The following is a 22,024-nucleotide window of genomic DNA, read 5'->3' as shown; positions in this document are numbered from 1 at the left end:
GCGATCGAGGGGATGACCTGCGCGTCGTGCGTGGCCCGCGTCGAGAAGCGCCTCCACCGCGTGGACGGCGTCCGCGCCACCGTCAATCTCCCGCTCGAGAGCGCGCACGTCGAGCTCACCACCGCCGTCGACGACGCCGCGCTCGTCGAGGCGGTGGCGCGGGCCGGCTACGCCGCGCGGGTCACTGCCCGCCGTGCCGTCGGCCCGGCGCCGGTTGCTCGGCCGGTCACTCCGCCGGTCGAGCCTGTCGAGACCACATCGCCACTCGCCCCTCCCCCGCCGGTCGCCCCTCCCCCGCCGGTCGCCCCTCCCCCGCCGGTCGAGCCTGTCGAGACCCGGGTTTCGACAGGCTCAACCAGCGAGGTTTCGACAGGCTCAACCAGCGAGGTTTCGACGGGTTCAACCATCGAGGTTTCGACCGGCTCAGCCACCGGCGGGGACGCCCGCGACGCCGACCTGCGTCGCCGGTTGATCGCGTCCGCCGTCCTCACCGTGCCCGTGGTGGCGCTGTCGATGATCCCGGCGCTGCAGGTCACGGGCTGGCAGTGGATCGTCGCGGCGCTCGCGCTGCCGGTCGTGACGTGGGGCGCGTGGCCGTTCCACACCGCGGCGGCGCGCGCGGCCCGGCACGGCGCGTCGACGATGGACACGCTGGTCTCGCTGGGCGTCACGGCCGCGACCCTGTGGTCGCTGTGGGCCCTCACGCTGGGCGGCGCCGGCGAGGTCGGGATGCGGATGCGGCCGTCGCTGGTGCCGTCCGCTGCCGAGGGCGCCCCGGAGCTGTACTTCGAGGTCGCGGCGGTCGTCACGACGTTCCTCCTCGCCGGCCGGTACGCCGAGCACCGATCGCGCCGTCGTGCGGGCGACGCCCTGCGGTCGCTGCTGGAGCTGGGCGCGAAGGACGCCGAACGCGTCCGCCTCGCCGCCGACGGCACGCCCGCCGTCGGGCCGGACGGCGGCCGGGTCACCGAGCGCGTGCCGGTGGCGGACCTGGCCGTGGGCGACGTGTTCGTCGTGCGGCCGGGCGAGAAGGTCGCCACGGACGGCGAGGTCGTCGAGGGCACGAGCGCCGTCGACACGTCGCTGCTCACGGGCGAGCCGGTGCCGGTCGACGTCGGCCCCGGCGACGCCGTCACCGGCGCGACGGTCAACACGTCGGGCCACCTGCTGGTGCGCGCCACGCGGGTCGGCGAGGAGACGACGCTGTCGCAGATCGGCCGGCTCGTCACCCAGGCGCAGACCGGCAAGGCGCCGGTGGCCCGGCTCGCCGACCGCATCTCCGCCGTCTTCGTGCCGATCGTCATCGGGCTGTCCGTGCTCACGCTGGCGGGCTGGCTGCTCGCCGGCGCCGACGTGCAGCTCGCGTTCACCGCGGCCGTGGCCGTGCTGATCATCGCGTGCCCGTGCGCCCTCGGGCTCGCGACGCCCACCGCGCTGCTGGTCGGCACCGGCCGCGGCGCCCAGCTCGGCATCCTCATCAAGGGGCCGGAGATCCTGGAGTCGACCCGCCGCGTCGACACCGTCGTGCTCGACAAGACCGGCACCGTCACCGAGGGCCGCATGCGCGTGGAGCGCGTCGTCGCCCCCGAGCTGTCAGGACCAACGCCGGATATGCCGCGCGCGGAGCCTGACATCTCGCGGGAGCGGGAGGTGCTGGCCTACGCCGGCGCGGTCGAGGCGCTGAGCGAGCACCCCATCGCCCGCGCGATCGCCGAGGCAGCCCGCGAGTCGTCAGGACCAGACATGGGTTCTGACGGTCCTGGCCCCGACGGCTCGCCGGGGACGGGGGCCGACGGCGTCGGCATCGGCACGCTGCAGGCGTTCGACTTCCGCTCGACGCCGGGCGGCGGGGTCGAGGCCGTGGTGCGGCGCGCGCACTCCGGCCTCGCAGGCCTCGCCGTCGACGGCGGGCTCAACGCCCGGCGCGTGCTGGTCGGGCAGCCGTCGTGGCTGGCCGGGCAAGGCGTCACGCTCGACGGCGAGCTCGCCGCGGCGTTCGACGACGCCGAGGCCACCGGCGCCAGCGCCGTCGTCGTCGCCTGGGACGGCGCCGCCCGCGGCGTCGTCGTGCTGCGCGACCCCGTCAAGGCGACCTCCGCGCGGGCCGTCGCGCAGCTGCGCGAGCTCGGCCTGCGGCCCGTGCTGCTCACCGGCGACGGCGAGGGCGCGGCCCGGGTCGCGGCGCGCGAGGTCGGCATCGCGCACGAGGACGTCGTCGCCCGCGTGCTGCCGCAGGACAAGGCGGCGGTCGTGGCCCGGCTGCGGTCCGAGGGCCGGGTCGTGGCGATGGTCGGCGACGGCGTGAACGACGCTGCCGCCCTCGCCACCGCGGACCTGGGGCTCGCCATGGGCACCGGCACCGACGTCGCCATCGAGGCCAGCGACATCACGCTGGTGCGCGGCGACCTGCGGTCGGCCCCCGCCGCCGTCCGGCTCTCCCGGGCGACACTCCGCGTGATCAAGCAGAACCTGTTCTGGGCGTTCGCGTACAACGTGGCGGCGATCCCGCTCGCCGCGGCGGGGCTGCTCAACCCGATGATCGCCGGGGCGGCCATGGCCGCGTCGTCCGTCATCGTGGTCGGGAACTCGCTGCGCCTCCGCCGCGCCACCTGACCCGCTGTGAGCATGATTCTGGCCCACTCTCCCGGAGGAGAGTGGGCCAGAATCATGCTCACAGCGGTTCGCTCCGGGGTCAGCGGAAGCGGCGGCCCTCGTCGCGGCGGTACGCCCACGCGGCGAGGGCGGCGAACAGCACGGTCCAGCCGATCAGCACGGGCCACGCCAGCCCGTACGCCGGCTGGTCGGTGAGCGCCTGCACCAGCAGGTCACGACCCGCCCGGGTGGGGGTGGCCTGCGAGATCGCGTCGAGCCACGGCGGGAAGACCTCCGGTGGCAGGAACAGCCCGCCCGCGAACGCCAGCGGGAACAGGACCACCTGCACCACCGGCAGCGCCGCCTTGGCCGACAGCGAGTAGCCCACCGCCATCCCGAGCAGCACGAACGGCACGGACACCAGGAGGGTCGTGCCGATCCCGGCCAACAGCTGCGCCCACGTCACCGACGCGGCCGTGAACAGCCAGGCGATGAGGATGAGGGGCACCAGCCCGAACAGGGCGAAGATCGCGCCGTTGACGATCCGCGCCACCATCCGCGGCCCCGGGCCGGCGGGCAAGGAGCGCACGAACGGGTCGAACGGCAGCTGGCGGTCCTCCGCCACGCCCAGCCCGTAGGTGAACAGGCTCGCGGAGCAGACGGCGAAGAGCCCGAGGCTCGCGACGGACATGGTGGCCCAGACCGGGTTCTGCGCCACGTCCTGCTGCGGCACGACGAAGAAGAACATCGCCAGCGCCGGGAACAGCATGTTGCCCAGCACCGCGATCGGGATGCGCACGGTCTCGATGAACTGGTACCTCAGGTGCAGCCAGGTCAGCCGCAGCGGGCCGGGTGCGCCCGCGGTCGCACGGGCCGGGGTCGTCGTCGTCGCGCTCATCGGGCCGCCTCCTTCGCCACCATCTCCTCGAACGCTTCCTCGAGGCTCGCGCCCCGGATCTGCAGGTCGGCGAACTCGACGTCCGCCCGGACCAGGTCACGCACGAACGCGTCCGCGTCCGCGGTGTACAGCTCCTGCAGGCCGTCGGGGAGCCGCTCGGCGCGGACGACGCCGGGCAGGTCGGCGAGGTCCGTCGACGACCGCACCAGGACACGCCGCAGGCCCACCCGGCGCAGGATGGCGTCGAGGGTGTCGTCGGCCCGCACCACCCCGCGGTCGACGACGACGACGCGCTGAGCGAGCGCCTGCACCTCCTCCAGGTAGTGGCTGGTCAGCAGCACCGTGCCGCCGCCTGCGTGGTAGGCACGGATCGCCTCCCACAGGGCCTGTCGGGCGCCGACGTCGAGGCCGGTGGTCGGCTCGTCCAGCAGCACGACGCGCGGACGCCCGACGAGCGCGAGCGCGACGGCGACGCGCCGCTTCTGCCCGCCCGACAACGCCCCGGTCTGGCGGCGACCCAGGTCGGTGAGCCCGAACTGCTCCAGGAGCTCGCCGGTGGGCACCGGGTCGGCGAAGTGGCCGCCCACGAAGTCCACGACCTCCCGCACGCGCAGCGTCGCGGGGAGCCCCGTCTCCTGCGGGGTGATGCCGAGCCCGGTGCGGCTGGCCGCGTCGCGCGGGTCGCCGCCGAGGAGGCGCACCGTGCCGGTGTCGGGTCGACGCTGGCCGCTGACCAGCGACAGCAGCGTGGACTTGCCGGCGCCGTTCGGCCCGAGCAGCCCCACGAGCTCGCCCGGCCCGACGTCGAGCGACACGTCGTCGAGCGCGATGACGTCGCCGAAACGGCGCGTCACCCCGTCGACCTGGATGACCGTCATGTTCCGGATCCCTTCAGCAGTGCGGTGAGTGTGGCCGTGTAGTCCTCGAAGGCGCGCCGGCCCGGGGTGGTCAGCGCGAGATAGGTGACCGGCTTGCGCCCGGAGTGCGTCTTGGACATCCGGACGTAGCCGGCGTCCTCGAGCTTGCGCAGGTGCGTGGACAGGTTGCCGGCGGTCATGTCGAGCAGCTGCTGCAGCCGGGGGAACGTGATCTCGTCGGTCGCATCCAGCGTGGCCAGCGTCGCGACGACGCGCAGCCGGGCCGGAGCGTGGATGACGGTGTCGAGCTCAGTCATCGCGCGGGTCCTGCCCGACGGCGGCACGGGCCCCACGCAGGGCGCGCTGCTGGCGCCCCCGCCTCAGGGCGACCACCTGCCAGACGCCCGTGATGACGAGGAAGCCGCCCCCGCCGAGGAGCGCCATGACGAGGTAGGTGGTCGGCATGCCGACCACCGTCGCGATGCCCCCGGTGAGCACGATCCACGTCCCGAGGACATACAGGCTGACGTCCCCGAAGCAGGCGGCACCGGTGAGGTACATGATCCCGACGATCATGCAGGCCAGGGCGTTGGAGGCCAGGCCGATGACCTCGTCCGAGGCCCCGGCGCGCCCGAGGCCGCCGATGATGAACGGGTACGCGACGAAGGCGATGCACCACGCGCCGCCCCACAGGTTCCCGGCGCGGCGGCTCGCTCCCCGGGTACCGGCGGTGCGCCGGACGCTGTGCACGATCGTGACGACGACCGCCGCCGCGAGCAGCCCGCCGAAGACGATGAACGCGCCGCCGCTCGGGATCCCCTCGGAGCTGCGGGCCCCGGCCCACAGCACGAGGTAGCCGACGAGCCACGCGACCCCCCAGAGCAGGCACAACAGCCGGCCGTCCGGCTCGAGGCCGGAGCGCGCGCGGTCCTGCTGCTCACGGACGATCCGCAGGGAGTCGGCGGCGGCGAGCCCGGCGGCGTCGCCGGGCTGGTCGTCGTGGGGGTGATGCGACATCCATACCTCGCAGAGAACTTTGTGGTGCAAACTTGTTTGTCGAGCATGGCACGCGACCGGCCGCCGCACAACCCCCAGAAAATGTGATATCACTTTGCTATCGCGCTGCCGGCCGTCTCCTCGGCCGCCCGCCTCCCCCCGTCGACCGATCCAGGAGCACCCGATGACCGACACCTCTCCCCCGCCGCAGACCACCACCGGCGGCGCCCCGGCCGGCCGGCCCGTCGGGCACGACGGCACCCGCGTCGACGTCGCCGAGCGCGCGGCCTGGTCGCTCGGCGCCGGCGGTGCGGTGCTCGCCGTGGTCGTGAGCGTGGCGCTCGTCGTCGGCGGCATCCTCGCGGCGGCGTCGGACAACGCCGCGGCGACGGTCCTCGGCGTCGTCGCCGTCGTGGCCGGCATCCTGCTGTTCACCGGGATCGGGGTCATCAGCCCCGGGCAGACCCTCGTCGTGCAGCTGTTCGGCCGGTATCTGGGCACCGTCCGGCGCACCGGCCTCGTCCTCACCGTGCCGCTCACCACGCGCCGCCGCGTCTCCGTGCGCGTGCGCAACTTCGAGACCAGCGAGCTCAAGGTCAACGACGCCGACGGCAACCCGATCAACATCGCCGCCATCGTCGTGTGGCAGGTGGCCGACACCGCCAAGGCGAGCTTCGCCGTCGAGGACTACGACGACTTCGTCGTGGTGCAGTCCGAGTCCGCGCTGCGGCACGTGGCCATGGCCCACCCGTACGACGGCGGTGACGGCGTCGAGTCGCTGCGCGGGGCCACCGAGCTCGTGTCGGACGAGATCGCGGCCGAGGTCGCCGAGCGCGTGGCCGTGGCCGGCGTCGAGGTCATCGAGGCCCGCATCTCCAACCTCGCGTACGCCCCCGAGATCGCGCAGGCGATGCTGCAGCGCCAGCAGGCCGGGGCGATCATCGCGGCCCGGTCGCGCATCGTCGACGGCGCGGTGTCGATGGTGGAGGACGCCCTGGGCCGGCTCGAGGCGGACGGGATCGTCAGCCTCGACGACGAGCGCCGCGCCACCATGGTGTCCAACCTGCTCGTCGTGCTGTGCGGCGAGAGCCGGGCCACCCCGGTCGTCAATGCGGGATCCCTGTACCAGTGACGCCCGACGGCACCGAGCCCGGGGACGACGCGTCGTCCCCGGGCTCCGGGCGTCCCGCCCGCCCCGCCCGCAAGCAGGTGCTGCTGCGCCTCGACCCGGCGATCCACGACGCCGTCGCGCGCTGGGCCGCCGACGACCTGCGCAGCGTCAACGCGCAGATCGACCTCTTGCTGCGACGCGCGCTCAAGGACGCCGGGCGGCTGCCGCGCGACGCGGCCCCCGCCCGGCGTCCCGGCCGCCCGCCCCGCGAGGACGGCTGACGCCCGCGGGACGAAAGGTGCGCAGCGTGCCGGTCCCCCGCGGCCGCGCGGCCTACCCTGGGCCCGTGACCGCCGTGCCGCCCCCTGCGCTCCGCTCCCCCGTGGCCCCTGCCACGACGCCCGCCGCGCGACATCGCACCGCCGCCGAGATCTGGATCGTGCTCGGCCTGAGCCTCGGGCAGAGCGGCGTCTACGCGCTCGTCAACATCGTCGCGCGGCTGACCGCCGAGACCCCGCTCGCCGAGCAGACGGCGACCCTCAACGCGAGCCAGTCCGACCGGTCGCTGCTCGACCTCACCTACCAGCTCCTGGGGATCTTCTTCGCGCTGGTCCCCGTCGCGCTCGCGCTGTACCTGCTGAGCGGACGGGCGTCGGCCACGTGGACCGGGACCCGGCGGCGGATCGGTCTGGACTGGGGTCTCGACGGCGCCCGCCCGGGGCGCGACGTCGCGTGGGGCTTCGGCCTCGCGGCCGCGATCGGCATTCCCGGCCTGGCGTTCTACGTCGTCGGCCGGCTGCTGGGGATCACGGTGGAAGTCCAGGCCAGCGCGCTGAACAGCGCCTGGTGGACCGTCCCGGTGCTGATCCTCGCCGCCGCCCAGAACGCGCTGCTGGAGGAGGTCGTCGCCGTCGCCTACCTGTACGAGCGCACCCGCGACCTCGGGTGGTCGCGCCTGCAGTTCGTGGTCTGGAGCTCGCTGCTGCGCGGCTCGTACCACCTCTACCAGGGCATCGGCCCGTTCCTCGGCAACGTCGTGATGGGCCTGGTCTTCTCGTGGTTCTACACCAGCCGGTGGGGGCGGAACCGCGTGCTGCCGCTCGTCGTCGCGCACACCCTGCTCGACGTCGTCGCCTTCGTGGGTTACGCCCTCCTGCCCGACGCATGGAAGGGCGCGCTGGGGCTCTAGGCTCACGTCACACGGCACGTCCCCGCCGACGCAGGAGGACCGGTGCAGGTTCCGGACATGGACGAGACGCTCGCGGCGATCCGCCGCCGCACCGCCTCGATGACGACCGCAGGGATCGTCGAGCTCCGCTCCGTCGCGGCCGACGGAGACGTGATCGAGGTCCGGTTCAGCGATCGTCGTGACGCAGGACGACGCCTCTACCGGGGCCGCGCGCGGCTGACCGGGCCCGACGAGGAGGCCATCGCGATGGGCGACGTCCTTGGGTTCGAGGAATGGGCCGAGTGGAACGTCGTCCTGCCCATGGTCGAGGCCCTGGTGACGGGCGCGGCCCGCGGTTCCTCCGGCGACTGGATCGACCTCCAGACGCTGTGACGAGCTCCGCGCCTCAGGCGTCCCGGAGCACGCGCAGCGACTCCCTGCGCTCGGCCTGGGCCACGGGGTCGGGCACGGGCAGCGACGCCAGCAGGCGGCGGGTGTAGTCCTCGTGCGGTGCGCCCAGCACCTGCTCGCCGGTGCCCTCCTCCACGAGCTGCCCGCGGTAGAGCACCGCGATCCGGTCGGCCAGGAGGTCGACGACGGCCAGGTCGTGCGAGACGAACAGGCACGCGAAGCCGAGCTCGCGCTGCAGCTGGGCGAACAGCTCCAGCACGCGGGCCTGCACCGAGACGTCGAGGGCCGACGTCGGCTCGTCCGCGACGAGCAGCTCCGGGTCGAGCGCCAGGCCGCGGGCCAGCGACGCGCGCTGCCGCTGCCCGCCCGAGAGCTCGTGCGGGAACCGGTCGCCGTAGCTCCGCGGGAGCTGGACCGCCTCGAGCAGCTCGTCCACGCGCTTGCGGGCCGCCTCCGGGTTCCGTGCCCGCCCGTGCACCACCAGCGGCTCGGCCACGCACTCGGCGATGGTCAGCAGCGGGTTGAACGACGTGGCCGGGTCCTGGAAGACGAACCCGAGCCGCGGGCGCATGCTCTTGAGGGCGCGCCCGCGCGCGCCGTGCATCTCGGTGCCGAGCACCCGCAGCGACCCGCCGGACACGGGCGTGAGGCCCGCGATCGCCCGTGCGATCGTCGTCTTGCCCGACCCGGACTCGCCCACCAGCCCGAGCACCTCGCCCGGCCGGATCTCCAGGGACACGCCGTCGACGGCGGTGAAGGCGGGCTGCCGGAACCGGCCCGGGTACGTGATGGTGAGGCCCTCCGCCCGCACCACCGGCTCGCCGGCCGCCCAGCCCTCGGGACGGGCGGCCGCGCGCTCCGCGGCGCGCGCCGTGCCCTCGCCGATGCGGGGCACCGCCTTGAGCAGCGCCCTGGTGTAGTCGGCCTGCGGGTCGGCGAACAGCGCGCCGACGGGCGCCTGCTCCACGACCTTGCCCTGGTACATCACCGCGACCCGGTCGGCCAGGTCGGCCACCACGCCCATGTTGTGCGTGATGAGGACGATCGCCGTGCCCGTCTCGTCGCGCAGGGTGCGCAGCAGGTCGAGGATCTCGGCCTGCACCGTGACGTCGAGGGCGGTGGTCGGCTCGTCGGCCACGATGAGGCTCGGGTTCAGCACCAGCGCCATCGCGATGACGATGCGCTGCTTCTGCCCGCCGGAGAACTGGTGCGGGTAGTGGTCGATCCGGTGCTCGGGGTCGGGGATCCCGACCTGCCGCAGCACCTCGACGGCCCGCTCGCGCGCCTGCTTCATCGACACGTCGCCGTGGGCGCGGATGCCCTCGGTGATCTGCCAGCCCACCGTGTACACGGGGTTGAGCACGCTGGACGGCTCCTGGAAGACCATCGCCGCGTCGCGGCCCCGCGCCTCGCGCAGCCGCGCACCGGACACGTGCACGACGTCGGTCTGCTGACCCTCGCGGCCCGTGAGCACCACGGCCCCGCGCGTCGTGGCGGTGGCCGGCAGGAGCCCGAGCAGGGTCTTGGCGGTGACGGTCTTGCCCGAGCCCGACTCGCCCACGATGGCGAGCACCTCGCCCGGCTGGACGTCGAGGCTCACGCCGTCGACGGCGCGCACGGGCCCCGCGTCCGTGGCGAACGAGACCGCCAGGTCGGCGATGGACGCGACGGCGCTCATGCGTCGTCCCCCTTCGGGTTCGTGGTCTCGTCAGGCTCGACCGACGGGTCCCCCGGTCCCTGAGCCTGTCGAAGGGCGACCGACGGGTCCCCCGGTCCCTGAGCCTGTCGAAGGGCGACCGACGTCGCGGCGACCGCGCCGGAGACGTTCCGGGACCGGGCGCGCGACCGCAGGCGCGGGTCGGCGAGGTCGTTGAGCGACTCGCCCATGAGCGTCATCCCCATGGCGGCGACGACGATGGCCAGGCCGGGGAAGAGCGCGGTCCACCAGATGCCGGACGTGACGTCGGCGATGGCCCGCTGCAGGTCGTACCCCCACTCCGCCGCGGCCGTCGGCTCGATGCCGAAGCCCAGGAAGCCGAGGCCGGCGAGCGTGAGGATCGCCTCCGACGCGTTGAGCGTCACGATGAGCGGCAGCGTGCGGGTGGAGTTGCGCAGCACGTGCCGCGTCATGATCCGCCAGTGCCCCGTGCCGAGCACGCGCGCGGAGTCGACGAACGCCTCGCCCTTGATCCGCACCACCTCGGCGCGCACCACGCGGAAGTACTGCGGGATGAACACCACCGTGATGGACAGCGCGGCGGCGAAGATGCCGCCCCACATGCTCGACTGGCCGCCCGAGATGACGATGGCGAGCAGGATGGCGAGCAGCAGGGACGGGAACGCGTAGATCGCGTCGGCCACGACGACGAGCACGCGGTCGAGCCAGCCGCCGAAGTAGCCGGACAGCAGGCCCAGCAGCACGCCCACGACGATGGACGACAGGATGGCGACCAGCACGACCAGCAGCGCCGTCCGCGCACCCCACACGACGCGGGACAGCACGTCGTACCCGCCGACGGTGGTGCCGAACCAGTGTTCGGCGCTGGGCGGCATCTGTGCGCCGAACGCGCCGTCAAGGTCGCGCAGCTGCGACCAGCCGAAGGGCGCCAGCAGCGGGGCGAACACGGCGACCAGCACGAACACCGCCGTCAGCACGAGGCCGGCGATCAGCATGCCGCGCTGGAGCCCGACGCTCTGGCGCACCTGGTGCACCACGGGCAGCTTCTTGAACCAGGCGCCCCGGCCGCCGACGTGCTCGGGGGCGACGCCCTCGATGCCGACGGGGACGACCTCAGGAGCATCAGGAGCGCTCATCAGTACCTCACCCTCGGGTCGATCAGCGCCGCGATGATGTCGACGAGGAAGTTCGTCACCGCGACGACCACGGCCATCAGCACGACGATCCCCTGCACGGCCACGAAGTCGCGCGCCTGCAGGTACTCCGCGAGCTGGAAGCCCAGCCCGCGCCACTCGAACGTGGTCTCCGTGAGCACCGCGCCCACGAGCAGCATCGCCACCTGCATGCCGGCGACCGTGATGATCGGGATCAGCGCCGGACGCCACGCGTGCTTGGTGACCAGCCGGCGCTCCGCCACGCCGCGCGAGCGGGCCGCGTCGACGTAGTCGGCGCCGAGCGTGCCGATCATGTTGGTGCGCACGAGCCGCAGGAACACACCCGCGGTGAGCAGGCCTAGCGTCGCTGCGGGCAGCACGGAGTGCGAGAGCACGTCGAGCACGACCGCGGGGTCGCCGGTGCGGAACGCGTCGACCAGCATGAAGCCCGAGTCGGCGCCCGCGATCTGCATCGCGATCTCGCCGTCGGTCGAGACCCGACCGGCGACGGGGAACCAGCCCAGCCACACGGAGAAGATCAGCTTGAGGACCAGGCCGGCGAAGAAGACCGGCGTCGCGTAGGCGAGGATCGCGAGCACGCGCAGCACGACGTCGGGCAGGCGGTCGCGGAAGTAGCCCGAGACCATCCCGAACGGGATGCCCAGCACCAGCGCGACCAGCACGCCGTAGGCGGCGAGCTCGAGGGTCGCCGCGCCGTACTGGGCGATGACCTCGATGACGGGGCGGTTGTCGCTGATCGTCATGCCGAAGTCGCCGGTGAAGACGCCCCGCAGGTACTCCAGGTACTGCACGAGGATCGGCCGGTCGTAGCCGGCGGCGTGGATCCGCTCCGCGAGCTGGTCGGGCGTGAGGCGCCCGCCCAGGGCGGCGGTGATCGGGTCACCCGTCGCGCGCATGAGCACGAAGACGGTGGTGACCAGGATGAACACGGTGGGGATGATGAGCAGGAAGCGCACCAGGATGTAGCGTCCCAGTGCGCTTCCTGCCGTGCTACGCGAGGCCACGGGGCAGGATCAGCCCTTGGCCAGCGCGGCGTAGCGGAACTTGAACGACGCGTCGAGCGTGTCCTCGGCGCCCGTGACGTCGGCGCCGACCACCGCGACCTGGTCGCCCTGCAGGTACGGCAGGGTCGACAGGTCCTCGGCCTCCGCGGCCTGGATCTCCTCGATGATCCCGGTGCGAGCGTCGGGGTCGGCCGTCACGGCCTGCTCGAGGATCATGTCCTCCACGTCCTGGTTCACGTAGTGGTTGCCCAGGAAGTTCTCCTTGAGGAAGAACGGCGTGAGGTAGTTGTCGGCGTCGGAGTAGTCCGGGAACCAGCCGAGCTGGTACGCCGGGTAGACGTCGGCGGTGCGGTCCTTCGAGTACTGCACCCACTCGGTGGTCTGCAGGTTGACCGTGAACAGGCCGGTCCCCTCGAGCTGGTCCTTGATGAGCGCGTACTCGTCGCCCGAGGACGGGCCGTAGTGGTCGTTCGAGTACTGCAGGTTGAGCTCGACCGGGGTCTGGACGCCCGCGTCCTCGAGCACCTTCTTCGCCGCGTCGGCGTCCGGCCCGCCCTCGCCGTCGCCGTACAGCTCCTTGAGCGGCTCGGTGGCCCCTGTCAGGCCGTCCGGGACGAAGGAGTACAGCGGCGAGTAGGTGCCCTTGTAGACCTGGTCCGCGATCGCGGCGCGGTCGATGAGGTGGGCCGCCGCCTGGCGCACGGCCAGCGCCTTCGCCGGGTCGGCGTCGGCCTGCTCGGCGCCGTACGGCTGCGTGTTGAAGTTGAAGGTGATGTAGCGGATCTCGCCGCCCGGGCCCTTGACGACCTTCACCGAGTCGTCGCCGCCGAGGTCCTCGATGTCGGTGGGCGACAGCGAGCGGAACGCCACGTCGACCGAGCCCTCCTGCACCTCGAGCTTGAGGTTGGAGGAGTCGGCGAAGTACTTGACGTTGACCTTCGGCGTCTTCGCGGCGCCCAGGACGCCCTGGTAGCCGTCCAACGCCTCGTACGCGATGAGCTCGTTCACCGTGTAGTTCGTGATCGAGTACTGGCCGGCGAACGCCTTGCCGTCGACGATCTCCTGGTCGGGCGTCAGCGCGTCGGCGGCGAAGACGTCCTCGTCGACGATCGGGCCGGCCGGCGACGACAGGATCTGCGGGAAGACCTGGTCGTTCTCGCTCTTGAGGTGGAAGACGACCGTGGTGTCGTCGGGCGCCTCGACCGAGTCCAGGTTGTACAGCAGCGACGACGGGCCGTTCTCGTCCGCGATCGCGAGCTGACGGTCGAACGTGAACTTCACGTCGGACGACGTCAGGTCGTTGCCGTTGGCCCACTTCAGGCCCGGCTTCAGCGTGACCGTGTACTCCGTGGGCGCCGTGAACTCCGCCGACTCCGCGATGTCCGGCTCGACGTCCGGGCTGCCGTACGGCGTGTTCATGAGGAACGGGTAGATCTGGTTCATCACCGCGAACGACCCGTTGTCGTACGAACCTGCCGGGTCGAGCGACGTGATCTTGTCCGTGGTGCCGATGATCAGCGACTCTGCGGCTCCGTCGCCGCCGCCACCGCCGTCGTCGGAGCCGCCGCCGCAGGCGGTCAGCGCCAGTGCCACGGCCGCGGCACCAGCGGTGCCGGCGAGCAGCCTTCGTGAGGCTCGGATCGTGCTCATGTCGGGGGTCCCCTATCTGCAGACGGGCCACGGCACCGACGCCGCCGCCCTCGTCACGATGCGGGCGTTTCTAGCACACCCCGGTGTCGCCCAGGTCACGGTCGCCGGTCACACCCGGACCCGTGATCGCATCGTGATGCGGGAACCTACCACCGGCGCGCACCGCATGTCACAGGCCGGAACAGCCCCGAACACCTAGACTCGCCGTCATGTCCGGAGCGAGCGCAGCGGGTCCCGCGCGGGATCCGTCGCACGACCCGGCCCCCGCCACCGGCCCGCTGCAGGCCCTGCTCGGCCAGCCGGCCGCGGGCGGCGACGACGACCAGGCCCTCGTGCGCGTCGTCGACACCCCCGAGCCGCGCGTGCGGCACCCCTCCGACATGCTCGGCATGGTCACCAGCGCGCTCGGGGTGGCGCTGGTGCTGGTGCTGTCCGTCGTCGCGCACGCCACCACCGAGGGCGTCACGCAGGACGTGCAGACCTTCAACACCCTGCTCGCGCGCATCCTGTTCATCCCGGTGCAGGTGCTCGAGGGCCTGGTCACCCTGTTCGTCCCCGCCGCCGTGCTGATCGAGCTCGGCGTGCGGCGCCTCGGCCGGCAGGTCGTCGAGTCGATCTGCGGGGCCGCGCTCGGCCTGCTGCTCGGCGTCGTGACGGTCGTGACCATCTCCAGCTTCGGCAGCGACGAGCTCATCCGCGGCCTGTCGGTGCGGGACGACGGCGAGTGGCTCCTGACCATCCCCGGCTACGTGTCGGCCATCGCCGGCCTGCTCACCACCGCCGGCCCGCGCACCCGGCGCCGCACGGTGCGCTGGTCGTGGAACGTGCTGTACCTCGCGCTGTTCATCGTGCTCATCACCGGGCAGGTCTCGCTGCCGGGCATCCTCGTCGCGCTGCTGCTCGGGCGGCTCGCGGGCCAGGCCGTGCAGTACGTCTCCGGCGTGCGCAGCGAGCGCGCCTACGGCGCCGACCTGGTCACCGCCGTGCGGCGCGCGGGCTTCCGGCCGACCGTGCTGGTCCGCGTCCGCGACTCCCAGACGGTCGTCGACGCCGACGCGGTGGACGCCGCCGAGCCCGCCGCCGACGCCCCCGACGTCCCGGCCGACTCGGTCGTCTCGTACGACACCACGGGCGACGTCGTGACCGCCGTCGACCCCGCGGACGACGACGTCGCCGGGATCCACGTCGGCTCCGTCAGCGCGCCGGCCGAGGCGGACGGCGCCGCGGACGGCGACGACGCGCCCGCCGACCCGGCCGCCGTCGCGCTCACCCGCGCCGGCGACAACCGGGTGTACGCCCTGTTCACCGGCGACGGCCGGCGCCGCGACGTGGTCGTGCTCGACGGCGACCGGCAGGTCATCGGCACCCTCACGCGGGCGTGGCGGGCGCTGCGCCTGCGCGGGCTCGAGGGCCGCGCGGCGATCTCCCTCAAGGCGGTGGCGGAGCGCACCGCCCTCCTGGCCTACGCCGCGTCGGCAGCGGGCGTCCGCACGCCCCGGCTGGAGGGCATCGGCGTCGCCGACGACTCCGTCGTCCTCGTGCACGAGCACGCGCGCGGCGCCGTGTCGCTGCGCGACCTGCCCGACGACCGGCTCGACGGGCCGCGCGGCGACGCGATCCTCGCCGAGGCGTGGGAGCAGCTGCGCCGGGCGCACGACGCCGGGCTCACCCACCACACGCTCACCCCCGACGTCCTGCTCGTGCACCACGACGAGGCCGGCGACCCGCACGTGTGGCTCACCGGCTGGGAGCAGGGCGAGATCGCGTCGTCCGTGCTGTCCCGGCGCCTCGACCTCACGCAGATGCTCGCCCTGCTGGCCCTGCGCGTCGGGGCCGGCCGGGCGCTCGCCTCCGCCGTGCGGGCGCTACCGGACGAGGACATCGCCGCGATCGGTCCGCTGCTGCAGTCGATCGCGCTGCCGCCGGCCACCCGCGTCGAGGTGCGCCGGGCGAAGGGCCTGCTCGACGAGCTGCGGGAGGCACTGGTCGAGCGCCTGCCGCAGGCCGACGTCCAGCCGCAGAACATCACGCGGTTCGGGGCGCGCACGATCATCATGCTCACCCTGACGATCGTCGCCGTCACGGTGATCGTCACGACGATCAACTTCGAGGAGATCGCCTCGGCGATCGCCGAGGCCAACCCCTGGTGGGTCGCGGCCTCGTTCGCGTTCGGGGCGATCACGTGGTTCGGCGCCGCCCTGACGTTCTCCGCGTTCTCGCCCGAGAAGCTGCCGCTGTGGCGGGCGACGCTCACCCAGATGGCCGGGTCGTTCGTGTCGCTCGCCGCGCCGGCGGGCATCGGGCCGGCCGCGCTCAACCTGCGCATGCTCACGCGGCGCGGGGTGGCGACGCCGATGGCGGTCGCGACGGTCGCCCTCGTGCAGGTCTCGCAGTTCGTGGTCACGGTGCTGCTGCTCGTGGTGCTGTCGATCTTCACGGGCTCGGGCGGGCTCATCGAGCTGCCGTCCACCACGGTCCTCATCGCGATCTCCGGGGTCGGGCTCGCCGTCGTCGCGACCCTCCTCGTCCCCGCCGCGCGGCGCTGGGCCTGGGAGAAGGCCCGCCCGATCCTCGAGCAGGTGTGGCCGCGCCTGTCGCAGATGATGGGGCAGCCCGGCCGGCTCATGCTCGGCCTCGGCGGGAACGTCGTGATGACGCTGGGCTACGTGCTCGCGTTCGACGCCGCCCTCGCCGCGTTCGGCCAGTCGCTCAACCTCGTCGACGTCGCGGTCATCTACCTGGTCGGCAACGCGCTGGGCGCCCTGGTCCCGACGCCCGGCGGCCTGGGCGGCGTCGAGGGCGCGCTCATCGCCGGCCTGACGGCGGCCGGCATCCCCGCCTCCCTCGCGTTCTCCGTGACGATGCTGTACCGCGTCGTGACCTACTGGGCCCGCGTGCCGATCGGGTGGGCCGCGATGCGGTTCCTCGAGCGCAAGGGCGACCTGTGACGACACCGGCCGTGCCGCCGGGACGGAGGCGACGATGACGCTGGTCGACACCGGCAGGAGGCATCCGGCGACGGACGCCGCCGGGTCGCCGCGCGCGTGCGTGGCAGCGGCGGTCGAGGTCGCCACGCAGGACCTCGACCGCGTGCTCGCGGGCCTCCAGTGGCGGTTCGAGCGGCGGGCCGTGCACCGCCTCGCGGCGGGCGCGTGGGTGGAGCTCCCCGCGGGCGAGCCGGCGGCGCTCCTCGTGACCGACGGCCTGGTGCGGGCACGCGGCCTCGGCGAGCTCGTGGACCTGGCGCCGGGCGACTTCCTCCTCCTGCCGCACGGCACGCGGTCCGAGCTGCACGCCCTGTCCGACGCGACGGTGCTGTGCGTCCTGCTCGCCGCCGTCGGTGCCGGCGACGCGCCGGGCGTCCTGCCGCCCCAGGTCCTGCTGACCGAGTTCCCGCAGGACGAGCCGATCGCCGCGTCGATGTTCCGCGCCGTCGTCGAGGACTACCCCGCCCCGCGCAGCGTGCTGGGCGACCGGGCGGTCACCCTGGTCGCGTCGGTGGCGATCACCGCCTGGTACGCGCGCGGGTGCGCCCCGGCACGCTGGCTCATGCACCACGACGACCCGGGGCTCGCGACCGCTGTCGCGGCGATCCACGCCGAGCCCGGGCGGGAGTGGACGGTCGAGGACCTCGCCCGGGTGGCGCTCGCGTCGCGGTCCGGCTTCGCGGCCCGGTTCCGGGCGGCGACCGGGCAGACGCCCGGCCGCTACCTGGCCCAGGTGCGGGTCGCGCACGCGCGCTGCCTCCTGACGGCGGGCGACGTCCCCGTCGCGACCGTCGCGCGGCGGCTCGGCTACGGGTCGGACACGGCGTTCGGCCGCGCCTTCCGGCGGCACACCGGCGTCACGCCGTCGCAGTGGCGGCGGGGCGAGCGGCCCGAGCCGTCCTGAGCGTGCCGCGCACCGCGAGGCCGCCCGCGACCGCGACGACAGCCGCGACGAGGTAGGTCCAGCCGATCCCGATCGCGTCGACGCCCAGCCCGCCGACCGCGGAGCCCAGGATGATCGCCGTCTGGAAGCCCGCCACGACCAGCCCGCTGCCCGCCTCGACCTGCCCCGGCAGGACCCGCGTGATCCAGACCTGGACGACGTTCAGCACGCCGCCGAACGCCGCGCCCCACACGATCACCGCGGGGTAGGCGAGCGCCGGCAGGGCGACCGCCAGGCCGAGGGCGGCGACGCTCGCGCCGATGGCCACGGGCACGGCGACCAGCAGCACGGCCAGGTGCCGGTCGACGACGGCGCCGACGGCGAAGTTCCCGACCAGGCCGCCGGCGCCGAAGAGGGCGAGGAGGACGGCGATCGTCCCGACGTCGGACCCGGGCAGCAGCGAGAGCGCAGGCCGGACGTAGGTGAAGCCGACGAAGTGGCCGGCGATGACCGCCACGATGCTCACCAGCCCGACGGCGACGCCCGGCGACCGCAGGGCGCGCCCCATCGAGGACCAGCCGATCCCCGGCGTCGGCGCGATGCGCGGCAGCGCGACGCGCATCGCGACCGCCGTGACGACGGTCAGGACGGCGGCGGCCCAGAACACGACCCGCCAGCCCGCCGCCGCGCTGATCAGCACCCCGAGCGGCACGCCGGCGACCGTCGCGACGGTCGTCCCCGCGTTGACGACCATCATCGACCGGCCCACCCGGTCGGCCGGGACGAGCCTTGTCGCGATGACGAGCGACATGGACCAGTAGCCGCCCAGCGCGGCGCCGAGCAGCAGCCGGGCCGCCATGAGGACGCCGATGCTCGGCGCCACGGCGACGAGCACGTTGGAGGCCACCGCGCCCAGCGCGAGCACCACCAGCAGCGTCCGCCGGTCGGTGCGCGGGAACAGGGAGCTCAGTCCGAGGGCGGTCAGCAGCGCCGTGAGGGCGGTGACGCTGACCGACAGCCCCACCACGCCCTCCGTGACGCCGAGGTCGTGGGCCACCGGTGTCAGCACCCCGGGCGGCAGGAACTCCGCCGTCACGAGCGAGAAGCTGCCGAGGAACATCGTCGCCAGCGCGAGCCACGCGCGACGGGGCGACAGGGGCGCGCGCGGCCCCGGCGGGGCGGCGGCGGTGGTCATGGTGCCGGTCTGGTTCGTCGTCATGCTGGTCGCAACAACCTGCGAGGGCGCCGGAGCAGACCCTGGCTCCAGCGCGATCGATCCAGACGCCACGACGGCCCGGCGGCCCGGCGTGCCCGGCGGCACACCGGGCACGACGGAGGCCCGCCGCTCGCACAGGCGAGCGGCGGGCCTCCGGTGGCTGACGCGGGGCGGCGACGAGCCGCGCCGGTCAGCGGACGATCACTTGGCGACGGCCTTCTTGAGGACCGAGCCGGCGCTGATCTTGACGCCGAAGCCGGCGGGGATCTGGATCTCCTCGCCCGTGCGGGGGTTACGACCGGTGCGGGCGGCACGCTCGACGCGCTCGACCGACAGCAGGCCGGTGACCTTGACGGCCTCGCCCTTGGCGAGCGACTCCTCCAGCACCTCCTGGAAGGCGTTGAGGAACTCCTCGGCCTGTGCCTTGGTGACGTTCTCCGCCTTGCCGGCGATGGCCGAGACGAGCTCGGACTTGTTGAGCGACATGTGAATCCCTTCTCCGGATCACGACGCACGCTGCCCGCGCGTCGTCACGTTCACGCCTCCCCGGCCAAGCCGGGTGGACGGGGAACACACTAGGGAACATCCGCGGATTCCTGCGACTTTTGCGCGCGTGGCGCGACACACGTCACCGAGGCCTCACCCGGCAGTCCCTCCCGGGACCGGTGAGGACGGTGTCACCGGGCGGTCCTACGCTCGTGCCTCGAGAACACTCCCGGCCGCCCGCCGGACCGCCCGGCCGGCCGCCGGACCAGCCACCGGACCAGCCACCGGACCACGCGCCCGACCAGCCACCCGACCAGCCACGGAGCCCCGACGTGACCGACGCGCCGCCCGACCTCGCCCGACCGCGGGTCACCCGCAACCTCACCGCCCTGGTGCTCGGCAACGCGCTGGGCGGCGTGGGCGTCGCCGTCGGGGCGTCCGTGGGCGCGCTGCTCACGGAGCGGCTCGGCGGCACGGCGGTGGCCGGGCTCGCCCAGGCCGTCGGCGTGCTGGCCGCGGCGGTCGCCGCCATCCCGCTCGCGAACCTCGCGGCCCGGCGCGGGCGGCGGGTGGCGCTCGCGCTCGGCTACTCGCTCGCCGCGACGGGCGCGCTGATCACCGTGCTGTCCGCCGTCGCGGGTTCGCTCGCGGTGCAGCTCGTCGGCATCGGGCTGTTCGGCGTCGCGAACGCCGTGACCCTGCAGTCCCGCTTCGCGGCCGCCGACGACGCGCCCGCCGCGACGCGCGCCCGCACCATGTCCTTCGTCGTGTGGGCCACGACGGTCGGGTCGGTGCTCGGCCCGAACCTCAGCGCCCCCGGCGACGACCTCGGCGCCCACCTCGGGCTGCCCCCGCTCGCCGGCCCGTACCTGCTCGCCCTGGTCGCGCTGGTCGCGGCGGCATGCGTCGTCACGGCGCTCTACCGCCCGCCCGCCCGGCACGTGGGGGCCGAGGGCGCTCCGACGACGCCCGCGGCCCCGCCGCTCGGCTCCCGCGCCGCGCTCGCCTGGGCGTGGCGGCACCCGGTGGCACGGTTCGGGCTGGTCATGCCGGCGTGCGCGCACGCCGTGATGATCGTCGTGATGGTGATGACGCCGCTGCACATGCAGCACGCGGGCATGTCGCTGGAGATCGTGGGCGTCGTCATCAGCCTGCACATCGTGGGGATGTTCGCGTTCAGCCCGGTCTTCGGCTGGCTGGCCGACCGCGTCGGGGGCGTCCGCACGACGGCGGTCGGCATCGGGCTGCTCGCCGTGGCCGTCGTGCTGGGGATCACCGCGGCGGCGACGACGGCGTCCGACGCGCACGCCGCCCACGGCGCCGGCGGCGGCAGCCCGACGCTCACCGCCGTCGCGCTGCTCGTGCTCGGCCTGGGCTGGTCGGCCAGCCTGATCGGGGCGTCGTCGCTGCTGGCGTCGGTCGTCGAGCCGCAGGTGAAGCTGCCCCTGCAGGGCGTGTCCGACGCGGCGATGAACTACGCCGGGGCCGCCGCGGCCGCCGTCGCCGGCCCCGTGCTGGCGTGGGGCGGGTTCGGCGCGGTGAACGTCGTCGGGGCGGTGATCCTGGTGCCCGCGCTCGTGGCGCTCGGCGCCGCGGCCCGGCGACGGGCTCGCGTGGGCGACTGACGCCCGGCGCCGGTGGGTGGTGGTCAGGAGCGGTCGGGGCCGTCCGCAGGGCCGTGGCCGTCCGCGGGGCCCTGGTCGTCCGCGGGGTCGTGCGGGGTCCGGTCGCCCGCCGTGTCGTCAGGGCCCTCGCCCAGCCGCCGACGCCGGAGCACCATCGCTGCCGCGACACCGACAGCCGCGAGCACGGCCACGCCGAACAGCCATACCGCGGTCCAGCCCGCCTCGCCGTCCCCGTCGAGCTCAGCGCCCGGCGTGCCGGTCGCGTGCCCGGCGTGGCCCGCGGCGTCGTCGGACGGCGCGCCCGTGGCGTCCGGGGACGGCGCGCCGGTCGGGTCGTCCGTCGGGTCGCCGGTGGGTGACGCGCTCGTCGGCGACGGGCTGGGCTCGGGCTCCTCGGCCGGCTGCGCGGCGGCCGTGGCCTCGTAGGAGAGCTCGCCCTCGATCGGGTGGCCGTCGGACGAGACCACGCGCCACAGCACGTCGTACTCCCCCGCCGGCAGCTCGCCGGGCAGCTCCGCCGTGACGACCTCGCCGTCGACGCTCACGTCGCCGTCGACCGAGCCGTCGGGAGTCGACACGACCACCTGTGCGCCCTGCTCCAGCACGTCCGCGCTGAAGGTCAGCGTGAGCTGCGACGGGGGCGTCTTCACCCGCGCCCCGTCCTTCGGGTCGGACGAGATCAGCCGGTCGTGCGCCGCCGCCGGCCCAGCAGCGGCGACGGTGAGTGCGGCCGCTCCCAGCAGGGACGCGCCGAGCGCGAGGAAGGCCGCAGCGACGGACAGGGCGGGACGGCGGCGAGAGACGGGTCGGGGCACGGGAACGACCCTACGGGGGCGGGCGGGCCGTGGTCGAGGCCGCGAGGGCGCGTCCGTCGAGGTCGCGAGGGCGCGTCCGTCGTGGTCGCGAGGGCGCGCCCGGCGAGGCCGGCGAAGGCCGCGTCGTCGCGGGCCGCCCCCACGCTTCCTAGACTCGGGGCATGCCGGCCACCAGCGCGTCCACCACGGGGCTCACCTCCGCGACCACCTCCGCGTTCGCCTCCGCCTACGCTCACGGCTTCGCCCGCGTGGCCGCCTGCACCGTCCCGGTCACCGTCGCCGACCCGCGCGCGAACGCCGCCGCGATCCTCGCCGAGGCGCGCGCCTGCCACGACGACGGCGTGGCGGTCGCCGTCTTCCCGGAGCTGTGCGTGTCGGGGTACGCGATCGACGACCTGCACCTCGCGGACACGCTGCTCGAGGCGACGTCGGACGCGCTCGCCGAGATCGTCGACGCGAGCGCGGACCTGCG

At 74.1% G+C, this 22,024-nt stretch carries 19 protein-coding genes and 1 pseudogene; 9 read left to right on the top strand and 11 right to left on the bottom strand.

Annotated features, from left to right (window positions below; genetic code table 11):
* Positions 1 to 12: 12 nt before the first annotated feature.
* Entirely contained in the window at positions 13 to 2,613 is a 2,601-nt protein-coding gene (locus tag ABD254_RS11135) for a heavy metal translocating P-type ATPase (protein WP_425553741.1), read from the top strand.
* 79 nt (positions 2,614 to 2,692) lie between these two features.
* Here ABD254_RS11135 and ABD254_RS11130 read toward each other — a convergent pair whose 3' ends face one another.
* The 4 genes from ABD254_RS11130 to ABD254_RS11115 are packed head-to-tail and all read right to left on the bottom strand — an operon-like array spanning position 2,693 to position 5,364.
* Positions 2,693 to 3,490: an ABC transporter permease gene (locus tag ABD254_RS11130; protein WP_344248418.1), complete on the bottom strand. Its 798-nt coding sequence runs from the start codon at positions 3,488 to 3,490 to the stop codon at positions 2,693 to 2,695.
* Entirely contained in the window at positions 3,487 to 4,368 is an 882-nt protein-coding gene (locus tag ABD254_RS11125; RefSeq protein ID WP_344248417.1) for an ABC transporter ATP-binding protein, read from the bottom strand. Before ABD254_RS11125 ends, ABD254_RS11130 begins: the two co-directional genes overlap by 4 nt.
* Positions 4,365 to 4,664, bottom strand: a complete 300-nt coding sequence (locus ABD254_RS11120; protein ID WP_344248416.1) for a transcriptional regulator — start codon at positions 4,662 to 4,664, stop codon at positions 4,365 to 4,367. Before ABD254_RS11120 ends, ABD254_RS11125 begins: the two co-directional genes overlap by 4 nt.
* Positions 4,657 to 5,364, bottom strand: coding sequence for a hypothetical protein (locus ABD254_RS11115; protein ID WP_344248415.1), 708 nt, complete (start codon positions 5,362 to 5,364; stop codon positions 4,657 to 4,659). Before ABD254_RS11115 ends, ABD254_RS11120 begins: the two co-directional genes overlap by 8 nt.
* Before the next feature lie 163 nt (positions 5,365 to 5,527).
* Here ABD254_RS11115 and ABD254_RS11110 point away from each other — a divergent pair, with 163 nt between their 5' ends.
* The 4 genes from ABD254_RS11110 (at position 5,528) to ABD254_RS11095 (ending at position 8,015) form a co-directional block, all read left to right on the top strand.
* A complete protein-coding gene (locus tag ABD254_RS11110) occupies positions 5,528 to 6,475 on the top strand; it encodes an SPFH domain-containing protein (RefSeq protein WP_344248414.1) in 948 nt (315 codons plus the stop codon).
* Positions 6,472 to 6,735: a type II toxin-antitoxin system antitoxin gene (locus ABD254_RS11105; protein ID WP_344248413.1), complete on the top strand. Its 264-nt coding sequence runs from the start codon at positions 6,472 to 6,474 to the stop codon at positions 6,733 to 6,735. Before ABD254_RS11110 ends, ABD254_RS11105 begins: the two co-directional genes overlap by 4 nt.
* A 74-nt stretch (positions 6,736 to 6,809) precedes the next feature.
* A complete protein-coding gene (locus ABD254_RS11100) occupies positions 6,810 to 7,643 on the top strand; it encodes a CPBP family intramembrane glutamic endopeptidase (protein ID WP_425553739.1) in 834 nt (277 codons plus the stop codon).
* Positions 7,644 to 7,700: 57 nt separating this feature from the next.
* The gene (locus tag ABD254_RS11095) at positions 7,701 to 8,015 is read left to right on the top strand and encodes a hypothetical protein (protein WP_344248412.1); all 315 of its coding nucleotides are present in this window, start codon (positions 7,701 to 7,703) and stop codon (positions 8,013 to 8,015) included.
* Between the two features lie 13 nt (positions 8,016 to 8,028).
* On the opposite strand, the gene ABD254_RS11090 is transcribed toward ABD254_RS11095, so the two are convergent.
* Genes ABD254_RS11090 through ABD254_RS11075 form a run of 4 tightly spaced genes read right to left on the bottom strand, consistent with a single transcriptional unit; the run spans position 8,029 to position 13,540 of the window.
* Entirely contained in the window at positions 8,029 to 9,711 is a 1,683-nt protein-coding gene (locus ABD254_RS11090) for a dipeptide ABC transporter ATP-binding protein (protein ID WP_344248411.1), read from the bottom strand.
* Positions 9,708 to 10,847 carry an ABC transporter permease gene (locus ABD254_RS11085; protein ID WP_344248410.1) on the bottom strand — a complete coding sequence of 380 codons (1,140 nt, stop codon included), beginning with the start codon at positions 10,845 to 10,847 and terminating at the stop codon, positions 9,708 to 9,710. The genes ABD254_RS11090 and ABD254_RS11085 overlap by 4 nt, the downstream gene beginning before the upstream one ends.
* Positions 10,847 to 11,890, bottom strand: coding sequence for an ABC transporter permease (locus tag ABD254_RS11080; RefSeq protein ID WP_344248409.1), 1,044 nt, complete (start codon positions 11,888 to 11,890; stop codon positions 10,847 to 10,849). The genes ABD254_RS11085 and ABD254_RS11080 overlap by 1 nt, the downstream gene beginning before the upstream one ends.
* A 9-nt stretch (positions 11,891 to 11,899) precedes the next feature.
* Positions 11,900 to 13,540 (bottom strand): ABC transporter substrate-binding protein, encoded by a 1,641-nt coding sequence (locus ABD254_RS11075; protein ID WP_344248408.1) that lies wholly within the window; start codon positions 13,538 to 13,540, stop codon positions 11,900 to 11,902.
* A gap of 209 nt (positions 13,541 to 13,749) precedes the next feature.
* Here ABD254_RS11075 and ABD254_RS11070 point away from each other — a divergent pair, with 209 nt between their 5' ends.
* Positions 13,750 to 16,488: a flippase-like domain-containing protein gene (locus ABD254_RS11070; protein ID WP_344248407.1), complete on the top strand. Its 2,739-nt coding sequence runs from the start codon at positions 13,750 to 13,752 to the stop codon at positions 16,486 to 16,488.
* Between the two features lie 34 nt (positions 16,489 to 16,522).
* Entirely contained in the window at positions 16,523 to 17,431 is a 909-nt protein-coding gene (locus tag ABD254_RS11065; protein WP_344248406.1) for an AraC family transcriptional regulator, read from the top strand.
* Here ABD254_RS11065 and ABD254_RS11060 read toward each other — a convergent pair.
* Both ABD254_RS11060 and ABD254_RS11055 read right to left on the bottom strand, forming a co-directional pair.
* A complete protein-coding gene (locus ABD254_RS11060; protein WP_344248405.1) occupies positions 17,385 to 18,629 on the bottom strand; it encodes an MFS transporter in 1,245 nt (414 codons plus the stop codon). The two genes, ABD254_RS11065 and ABD254_RS11060, sit on opposite strands and share 47 nt — an antisense overlap.
* A gap of 198 nt (positions 18,630 to 18,827) precedes the next feature.
* A complete protein-coding gene (locus ABD254_RS11055) occupies positions 18,828 to 19,112 on the bottom strand; it encodes an HU family DNA-binding protein (protein WP_344248404.1) in 285 nt (94 codons plus the stop codon).
* A 332-nt stretch (positions 19,113 to 19,444) separates the two neighbouring features.
* On the opposite strand from ABD254_RS11055, the gene ABD254_RS11050 reads away from it, so the two are divergent.
* A complete protein-coding gene (locus tag ABD254_RS11050) occupies positions 19,445 to 20,737 on the top strand; it encodes an MFS transporter (protein WP_344248403.1) in 1,293 nt (430 codons plus the stop codon).
* 23 nt (positions 20,738 to 20,760) lie between these two features.
* On the opposite strand, the gene ABD254_RS11045 is transcribed toward ABD254_RS11050, so the two are convergent.
* Positions 20,761 to 21,552, bottom strand: coding sequence for a copper resistance CopC family protein (locus ABD254_RS11045; RefSeq protein WP_344248402.1), 792 nt, complete (start codon positions 21,550 to 21,552; stop codon positions 20,761 to 20,763).
* A 161-nt stretch (positions 21,553 to 21,713) separates the two neighbouring features.
* On the opposite strand from ABD254_RS11045, the pseudogene ABD254_RS11040 reads away from it, so the two are divergent.
* Positions 21,714 to 22,024, top strand: a pseudogene (locus ABD254_RS11040) (hypothetical protein); the annotation flags it as partial.

The organism is Isoptericola hypogeus (assembly GCF_039531145.1).
In the GTDB taxonomy this organism is placed as follows: domain Bacteria; phylum Actinomycetota; class Actinomycetes; order Actinomycetales; family Cellulomonadaceae; genus Isoptericola; species Isoptericola hypogeus.
Note: the sequence above shows the minus strand (reverse complement) of the source record. Positions and strands in the feature narration are given on the sequence as shown.

Excerpts from the sequence above, each read along its gene's own strand:
- ABD254_RS11135 (WP_425553741.1), top strand. The coding sequence starts at position 13 with ATGACCTGCGCGTCGTGCGTGGCCCGCGTCGAGAAGCGCCTCCACCGC.
- ABD254_RS11130 (WP_344248418.1), bottom strand. The coding sequence starts at position 3,490 with ATGAGCGCGACGACGACGACCCCGGCCCGTGCGACCGCGGGCGCACCC.
- ABD254_RS11125 (WP_344248417.1), bottom strand. The coding sequence starts at position 4,368 with ATGACGGTCATCCAGGTCGACGGGGTGACGCGCCGTTTCGGCGACGTC.
- ABD254_RS11120 (WP_344248416.1), bottom strand. The coding sequence starts at position 4,664 with ATGACTGAGCTCGACACCGTCATCCACGCTCCGGCCCGGCTGCGCGTC.
- ABD254_RS11115 (WP_344248415.1), bottom strand. The coding sequence starts at position 5,364 with ATGTCGCATCACCCCCACGACGACCAGCCCGGCGACGCCGCCGGGCTC.
- ABD254_RS11110 (WP_344248414.1), top strand. The coding sequence starts at position 5,528 with ATGACCGACACCTCTCCCCCGCCGCAGACCACCACCGGCGGCGCCCCG.
- ABD254_RS11095 (WP_344248412.1), top strand. The coding sequence starts at position 7,701 with ATGGACGAGACGCTCGCGGCGATCCGCCGCCGCACCGCCTCGATGACG.
- ABD254_RS11090 (WP_344248411.1), bottom strand. The coding sequence starts at position 9,711 with ATGAGCGCCGTCGCGTCCATCGCCGACCTGGCGGTCTCGTTCGCCACG.
- ABD254_RS11085 (WP_344248410.1), bottom strand. The coding sequence starts at position 10,847 with ATGAGCGCTCCTGATGCTCCTGAGGTCGTCCCCGTCGGCATCGAGGGC.
- ABD254_RS11075 (WP_344248408.1), bottom strand. The coding sequence starts at position 13,540 with ATGAGCACGATCCGAGCCTCACGAAGGCTGCTCGCCGGCACCGCTGGT.
- ABD254_RS11070 (WP_344248407.1), top strand. The coding sequence starts at position 13,750 with ATGTCCGGAGCGAGCGCAGCGGGTCCCGCGCGGGATCCGTCGCACGAC.
- ABD254_RS11065 (WP_344248406.1), top strand. The coding sequence starts at position 16,523 with ATGACGCTGGTCGACACCGGCAGGAGGCATCCGGCGACGGACGCCGCC.
- ABD254_RS11060 (WP_344248405.1), bottom strand. The coding sequence starts at position 18,629 with ATGACGACGAACCAGACCGGCACCATGACCACCGCCGCCGCCCCGCCG.
- ABD254_RS11055 (WP_344248404.1), bottom strand. The coding sequence starts at position 19,112 with ATGTCGCTCAACAAGTCCGAGCTCGTCTCGGCCATCGCCGGCAAGGCG.